At 65.2% G+C, this 6,273-nt stretch carries 8 protein-coding genes and 1 pseudogene; 3 read left to right on the forward strand and 6 right to left on the reverse strand.

The features are described from left to right. Positions 1 to 9 precede the first annotated feature (9 nt). The 4 genes from ACILRN_RS04015 to ACILRN_RS04030 all read right to left on the reverse strand — a co-directional run bounded on the left by ACILRN_RS04015 (position 10) and on the right by ACILRN_RS04030 (position 3,621). Positions 10 to 1,143: a Rieske 2Fe-2S domain-containing protein gene (locus ACILRN_RS04015; protein ID WP_395685787.1), complete on the reverse strand. Its 1,134-nt coding sequence runs from the start codon at positions 1,141 to 1,143 to the stop codon at positions 10 to 12. Then, on the reverse strand, positions 1,140 to 2,321 hold the full coding sequence (locus ACILRN_RS04020; protein WP_395685789.1) for a fumarylacetoacetate hydrolase family protein: 1,182 nt from the start codon (positions 2,319 to 2,321) through the stop codon (positions 1,140 to 1,142). The genes ACILRN_RS04015 and ACILRN_RS04020 overlap by 4 nt, the downstream gene beginning before the upstream one ends. 71 nt (positions 2,322 to 2,392) lie before the next feature. Further along, complete coding sequence (locus tag ACILRN_RS04025) at positions 2,393 to 2,989, reverse strand: PilZ domain-containing protein (RefSeq protein ID WP_395685791.1); 597 nt, start codon at positions 2,987 to 2,989, stop codon at positions 2,393 to 2,395. A gap of 14 nt (positions 2,990 to 3,003) precedes the next feature. Beyond that, positions 3,004 to 3,621: a PAS domain-containing protein gene (locus ACILRN_RS04030; RefSeq protein WP_395685793.1), complete on the reverse strand. Its 618-nt coding sequence runs from the start codon at positions 3,619 to 3,621 to the stop codon at positions 3,004 to 3,006. On the opposite strand from ACILRN_RS04030, the gene ACILRN_RS04035 reads away from it, so the two are divergent. After that, complete coding sequence (locus ACILRN_RS04035; protein ID WP_395685795.1) at positions 3,620 to 4,408, forward strand: rhomboid family intramembrane serine protease; 789 nt, start codon at positions 3,620 to 3,622, stop codon at positions 4,406 to 4,408. The two genes, ACILRN_RS04030 and ACILRN_RS04035, sit on opposite strands and share 2 nt — an antisense overlap. Positions 4,409 to 4,421: 13 nt before the next feature. On the opposite strand, the gene hisI is transcribed toward ACILRN_RS04035, so the two are convergent. Next, on the reverse strand, positions 4,422 to 4,823 hold the full coding sequence (gene hisI / locus ACILRN_RS04040; RefSeq protein ID WP_395685797.1) for a phosphoribosyl-AMP cyclohydrolase: 402 nt from the start codon (positions 4,821 to 4,823) through the stop codon (positions 4,422 to 4,424). Beyond that, positions 4,823 to 5,449: a GTP cyclohydrolase I FolE gene (folE, locus tag ACILRN_RS04045; RefSeq protein WP_395685799.1), complete on the reverse strand. Its 627-nt coding sequence runs from the start codon at positions 5,447 to 5,449 to the stop codon at positions 4,823 to 4,825. Before folE ends, hisI begins: the two co-directional genes overlap by 1 nt. Positions 5,450 to 5,594: 145 nt before the next feature. Here folE and ACILRN_RS04050 point away from each other — a divergent pair, with 145 nt between their 5' ends. Together ACILRN_RS04050 and ACILRN_RS04055 are read left to right on the forward strand one after the other, a co-directional pair. Then, positions 5,595 to 6,044: an iron-sulfur cluster assembly scaffold protein gene (locus ACILRN_RS04050; protein WP_395685801.1), complete on the forward strand. Its 450-nt coding sequence runs from the start codon at positions 5,595 to 5,597 to the stop codon at positions 6,042 to 6,044. Further along, positions 6,037 to 6,273: pseudogene (locus ACILRN_RS04055) on the forward strand (hypothetical protein); the annotation flags it as partial. The gene ACILRN_RS04050 and the pseudogene ACILRN_RS04055, both read left to right, overlap by 8 nt.

Raw genomic sequence — 6,273 nt, forward strand, 5'->3', positions numbered from 1 at the left:
GGCAGCTGGTCACGCCGCCGTCATGCGGGACAGGTAGGTTGCGAAGTCGTAGTTCGGCCGTTCGAGATGCGAGAGATGCCCGGGTGCGGCCAGTTCCGAGCAGAGGCCGCGGTAGACCCGTTCGGTGCAGCCCTTGTCCTCGACGTTGACCTTGTCGAGCAGCGTCTTGAGCGCTGCGAAGTGCCCGGCAGCATCGGCGTCCGACAGGAAGTCGTCGGACATGCCGCCGCCGAAGGTCACATGCACCTCGCCAACACGCTTTGGATGGAGCGAGAGATACCAGAAATAGCCCGGCGTCAGCGTGATCAGCAGGCTGGGATAGAGCGCCAGCAGATAGGTGGTGCGGCGCAGATCGCCCTGCATGCGCGTGTTGGACGGATGGGCGCAGGCGATGCGGAAGGAAGGGTCCTTCAATATCGTGTGCCAGTTGAAGTGGGGCGGCGAGGGCGGGCAGATCATCTCGTCGAGTTTCGAGAGCCCGCCAATCGTGCCAGCATGGCAGACCGGCAGGTGATAGCTCTCCATGAAGTTTTCGGCGAGGATCTTCCAGTTGGTGTTCCAGACGAAGCTTTCGTTGAACCACTCGGTGTAGTTCTCCATGCCATAGGGGCGGATCATCTCCTCCACGTCCCGGAAGTGCTCGGCAACCGATGGCGCATCGGGATTGAGCGTCACCATGAGCCAGCCGAGCCAGACCTCGGTGCGCAGCTGGGGCAGGCGGTAGGCCTCGCGGCAGAATCCCTGATTTGCCGACATTGCGGGTGCGCCGCGCAAGCGGCCGTCGGCGGCATAGGTCCAGCCGTGATAGGGACAGGTGATGAGCCGGCGGTTGCCGCGGCCCTCGAGCAGCGTCGACATGCGGTGCAGGCAGACGTTGGACTGGCAGCGGATCGCGCCATCCTCGCCGCGCATCGCCATCAGCGGCTGGCCGGCGAGCTCGAAGGCGATGTAGTCGCCTGGCTCCCTGAGTGTGGAGGCCCGGCCGACGCAATACCATTCCCGCCTGAAGATCTGATCGATCTCGCGGGCCAGAAAGGCCTCCGAGGTGTAAACGCTCTTGGGCATTGCCCTTGCCTGGGCGAATGGCACGGCCACGCTGGCGGCCAGTTCCTCGACGGCGTCCTGTGGCTGGCGTGTCGTCATGCCGATTGTAGCAGGCCCCTCCGGGCGAGGTTGCGGAACAGATGACTGGCGCCGAAGCTCCATGGCGTCGCCTTGTCTGAGGTCGTCATGCGGTTGGCGAGGGTGCCCAGTTCGCTGGAACTCACGGTCACCACATCGCCAAGCTTGTGAGTGAAGCCCTTGCCGGGCTCGCCGCGGTCCTCGACGGGGGCAAACAGCGTTCCCAGAAACAGCACCGCACCGTCGGGATATTGGTGATGCGGTCCCATCATCTGGCGAACCAGATCGGCCGGGTCGCGGCTGATCTTCGACATGTTGGATGCGCCGTTGAGTATGAATCCGTCCTCGCCCTCGACGCGCAGCGCAAGTTGCATGCGGCGAACATCGTCGAGGCTGAAGCTGTCATCGAACAGCCGGATCATGGGTCCGAGGGCGCATGAGGCGTTGTTGTCCTTGGCCTTGCCCAGCAGCAGCGCCGAGCGGCCCTCGACGTCGCGCAGGTTGACGTCATTGCCAAGCGTGGCGCCAACGATTCCGCCCGCGGATGACACCACGAGCACCACCTCCGGCTCGGGATTGTTCCATGTGGAGACCGGGTGGAGGCCGGCCTCCATGCCGTGGCCAACCGCCGCCATCACCTGCGACTTGGTGAAGATCTCGGCGTCCGGCCCGATGCCGACCTCGAGATATTGCGACCAGGCGCCTTTTTCGACCAGAAGCTGCTTCAGCTTCATGGCCTCGGGCGATCCGGGCCGCAGTCTCGAGAGGTCATCGCCGATCAGCGCGCCGATGCTGCCGCGGATCTCGGCAGCGGCATCCGGGTTGCCGCGGGCGCGCTCCTCGATCACCCGCTCGAGCATCGAGGTTGCAAAGGTGACGCCCGCCGCCTTTACGGCCTGCAGGTCAATCGGCGGCAGCAACCAGGGTTTCCCGCTGTCGCGCGCTTCGGGCGGCGTGTTGGCGATGATCGCTGCCGCATCGCCGACCGGCCGGCCCTTCGCGGCCCTGGCAGCGGACGCGGGCTCGCCGGTCTCGCAGAGGTCGCGCATGGTGGCGAAGCTCGCCGTGATGTCGACGAGCTGTGATTCGTCGCGGCGGACGATGCTCGGCCCGCCTGCTGCCGGGTCCCATATCCTGCCGACCAGACTGCCGTGGTCGGGAAGGCTGTCTGCGGTCATGTGGGCGGCGAGCGAGGGCATCGATGTCGGTCCTTCCGTGATTGGCTCCAGCCTAGACTCTTGCCGCTCGCGGGGGAAGAGCGTTGCGCGTCTCAGCGCAGCTGGCGCTGGAGCTCCCGGTCGGCCAGCTGTTCGAGGAATTCGATGGCGAATCCGCCCGCGAAGTGGCGGATCACGCGGCCGCGGCGGCGGCCTACAACCACCATGGATCCGATCATCGGGCGTATGTCGGCTCTGAGGGCCGCCCCGGACAGCGAGACGTCGAGCAGTTCGCAGCTCACGCTGAAGCCGCCGGGCAGATGCAGCTGTGCCGATGCCGTGAGCGGCTCGAAGCGGGTGTGCCGTCGCACTGGCCGGTCGGGGCGGGCGTCGCGCCGGATCAGCCAGCGCAGATGTCGGATGAAACGTGCCCGTCGCGATCCCTGATGGGTGAAGTCCACCCAGAAACCGCTGCCATAGCGCGGCCCCGTTACCCCGTCCACGCGGCCAAGCTCTTCGATGAAGGCGATGATCGCAACGCCGGGCTGGATAAGCTCGGCGGTCAGGAACAGGGCCATGTCCGGGTCGATGGCGGTGACCTCGCACTGGCCCTCGGTTCCGTCGGGCAGAAGATATTGGGCAGGAAGTGGTGGTGGTTCAGGGTCGGGTTGTGGGCTGTCGGCACTTGCGCGCTTGCCGAATACGATCACGGGCGGGGCTCACTTCAGCTGAGGTCGAGACCTCCTGCTATCACATGGAACTTGCGGCGAGCCTGCAACGGGTCGGCGGACAGCGCCGTCGCGCCCTCGGGCGGTTTCAGAAAACTGGCGGTCACGACTTCAACATCCGCAATGGCCGTGTGGACAAGAGCCGGCGTGCTCTCTGCGATGAACAGGCCACCCAGCACCTGCATGCGCCCGCTGCGTGGGATCAGGGGCAGGGCGATCATCTCCGCCTGGATCAGCTGGCCGCGGTCGGTGCGCAAGCGCAGGCGGAACAACGCCTGTCGCTGGGCATGCGTGACGCCGCGCAGAAAGCGCTCGATGAGGCCGCGCTCGAAGGCGGGCCAGTCGGCGAGAAAGCCGGTGCCGGTCACCTCGCGGCGGTAGAGCTGGCAGATGGCCGTGCCGGCCAGACGCCAGCTGAAGGGCTGTCCCGGCGCAATCCGCTCGGCGATGAAAAGTTGTGGCAGCAGCGTCTTCAGCTGTCTCAAATCGAGATCGTGGCGGTGCGGCGCAGGGCGGTTTCCGCGCATTCCGGTCCAGGCTGCCAGCAGGCGTGCGGCTGCCGCTCCCGGCTCGGCGCCTGGATCTGGTGTATATGAACCCTCGGTCAGCTGCATGAGAAGGCTCCCTGGCCCGGTCGGCGGCCCGCTGTTTCATATTGACCTCGAGGCTCCCACGTTGCAGCCTTCGTGCCAGATGCAGTTTTCACCCCAGACTGAGCCGCGGCAGGGCGATGGATCCGGCCCCATCCTGAACGTGCCAGGCGTGGTGCTCTGGGTCGTTGCCGTGCTGGCCGGGATGCATCTTGTGCTGCTGTGGGGCGGCGAGCCGTGGCTGGTCTGGGCCTATGATGAGCTTGCGCTCAATCCCCTTGCGCTGACTGCAACCGGCGGTCATGGCTGGACCCTGCTGAGCTACATGCTGCTGCATGGCGACTGGATGCACCTGCTGTTCAATTCGCTGTGGCTGGTGATTTTTGGCACGCCAGTGGCGCGCTATCTGGGTAGTGCGCGGTTTCTGGCCGTCTGTCTGGTCGCTGGGCTGGCTGGCGGTCTTGCCAGCCTGACGCTCTACTGGGGCCAGCCGGTAGTGATCATCGGAGCGTCCGGGGCTGTCTCCGGGCTGATCTCGTCGGCCATTCCCATCATGTACGGACACCGTGTGCCGGGAGGTATGCGGCCGCTGTCGTTCCGCGAGCTGCGCCATGCGCCTCAGGCGCTGCTGTTCATGGCCGTTTGGCTGGTCATCACTCTGGTTTCGGGTGGCACGGGCTGGACTGGCGGCTCGTTCGGCTCCGATACCGTCATCGCCTGGGAGGCGCATGTCGGAGGCTTCCTGGGTGGGCTGCTGGCCTTTTACGCCCTCGCGCCGCGCAGCCGGCGGAGCGAACTGCAGTCCGACTGAAGCACCATTTGCTCTAATATGTTTTGGCCGGGTCGAACAGGCGCAGATCGTCCACAAGCGTGAGGCTGTCGCCCTCGAGCCGCCGGTAGAAGCAGCTGCGGCGCCCGGTGTGGCAGGCCGCGCCGCGTCCTTCCGGCCTGACGATCAGCTGCAGCACGTCCTGGTCGCAGTCGGTGAGGATCGAAACAACGCGCAGCGTTTCGCCGGAAGTTTCGCCCTTCTTCCACAGCGTCTGTCTTGACCGGCTCCAGAAATGCGCCAGCCCCGTGGCGCGGGTCAGGCGCAGCGCTTCCTCGTTCATGTGGGCAAACATCAGAACGCGGCCATCGCCCGCGTCCGTGACGATGGCCGGGATCAGCCCTTGTGCATCGAGCCTCGGCTGAAACACGAGGGTTTCATCGAGGTCTGCTGCCATTACAGCGAGAACCCGTTGCTGGGTGCGCGCACCAACTCCATGAAGCGGGCCTGCAGCACCGGGTTCGACTTGAACTCGCCGGTGAACTGGGTGGTGATCGTTGCAACATTCCGCTTGCCGATGCCGCGGATCGACATGCAGGTGTGCACGGCCTCCAGCAGCACCGCTGCGCCGCGCGGATTGAGCGCGTCCGTGATCGCATTGGCGATCTGCGCTGTCATGGTTTCCTGGGTTTGCAGCCGCCGCGCATAGATCTCGACCACGCGCGCAAGCTTTGAAATTCCCACCACTGCCTTGGTTGGAAGATAGGCGACATGGGCACGGCCGATGAACGGCGCGATGTGGTGTTCGCAATGCGAGGTGAAGTCGATGTCGCGCAGCATGACGATGTCGTCATAGCCACCGACATCCTCGAAGGTGCGGGACAGGGCCTCGGCGGGATTGTCCTCGTAGCCCGAGAAATACTCGCGGAATGCCTTGGCCACCCGTTTCGGCGTATCGAGAAGGCCTTCGCGGTCCGGATTGTCTCCGGCCCATGCCAGCAGCGTGCGCACCGCAGCCTCGGCTTCCTCCTGGCTTGGGCGTTTGACCGGCTTTGCCGGGATCTTCTTGATGACGGCGTCCATGGTTCGACTTTACACTCCATACGGCTGCCGGGACCGGCAGGCACTGGCCTTACGCATTGGCGACCCCCATATCACGGTTGAAACCCCCATGGCAAACCGGCACAGGCCGGGTTGCAGTGCCACGCGGATCAGTTAAGATATTGGAATGATTAACGAGATTTACAACCGCCAGATCCTGGGTTTTGCCGCAGACATTCCGCGGCTGCAACGTCTGGCCCACCCGGACGCCACCGCCGTTGCACATTCGCGGCTGTGCGGCTCGAAAGTGACCGTCGATCTCGCCATGAAGGATGGCGTGGTGACCGACTTCGGCCATGAGGTGAAGGCCTGTGCGCTGGGCCAGGCTTCATCGTCCATCATGGCCCGGCATGTGGTGGGCTCCACGGCGGCCGAGCTTCGCGCCCTGCGCGATCAGATGTACCGCATGCTGAAGGAGGCGGGCGCCGCGCCCACGGGCAAATGGGCCGATCTCGAAGCCTTGTCGCCCGTGCGCGATTTCAAGGCGCGACATGCCTCGACCCTGCTCACCTTTGACGCGGTGGTTGACGCCGTGAATCAGATCGAGGCCCGTCAAAAAGCTGCCGCGCATGGCTGACGGACAGCCGGCCGCCATTCTTGCCTCTGACGCCCAGGCGCGTACCGGCACCATCTATCCGCCGCCCTATGCCGCTGCCATCGCGGGCCGCGTCAATGGCCACGAGCTGGTGAACCGGTTCGCAAACCCGGTTGTGATCCTCGAGGTCGGCACGCGCAGCGAAGGCGACCGCGTGCATTACCCTGAAGCGGACATGGCCGCTGTCAAGGAGAGCGGCAAATACCGTCTC

Origin of the sequence: Aestuariivirga sp., from assembly GCF_044238155.1 — a bacterium.
Lineage (GTDB): Bacteria > Pseudomonadota > Alphaproteobacteria > Rhizobiales > Aestuariivirgaceae > Aestuariivirga.

Coding starts and splice junctions, on each gene's coding strand:
- ACILRN_RS04015 (WP_395685787.1), bottom strand. CDS start 1,143: ATGACGACACGCCAGCCACAGGACGCCGTCGAGGAACTGGCCGCCAGC.
- ACILRN_RS04020 (WP_395685789.1), bottom strand. CDS start 2,321: ATGCCCTCGCTCGCCGCCCACATGACCGCAGACAGCCTTCCCGACCAC.
- ACILRN_RS04035 (WP_395685795.1), top strand. CDS start 3,620: ATGAGAAGGCTCCCTGGCCCGGTCGGCGGCCCGCTGTTTCATATTGAC.
- ACILRN_RS04030 (WP_395685793.1), bottom strand. CDS start 3,621: ATGCAGCTGACCGAGGGTTCATATACACCAGATCCAGGCGCCGAGCCG.
- hisI (WP_395685797.1), bottom strand. CDS start 4,823: ATGGCAGCAGACCTCGATGAAACCCTCGTGTTTCAGCCGAGGCTCGAT.
- folE (WP_395685799.1), bottom strand. CDS start 5,449: ATGGACGCCGTCATCAAGAAGATCCCGGCAAAGCCGGTCAAACGCCCA.
- ACILRN_RS04050 (WP_395685801.1), top strand. CDS start 5,595: ATGATTAACGAGATTTACAACCGCCAGATCCTGGGTTTTGCCGCAGAC.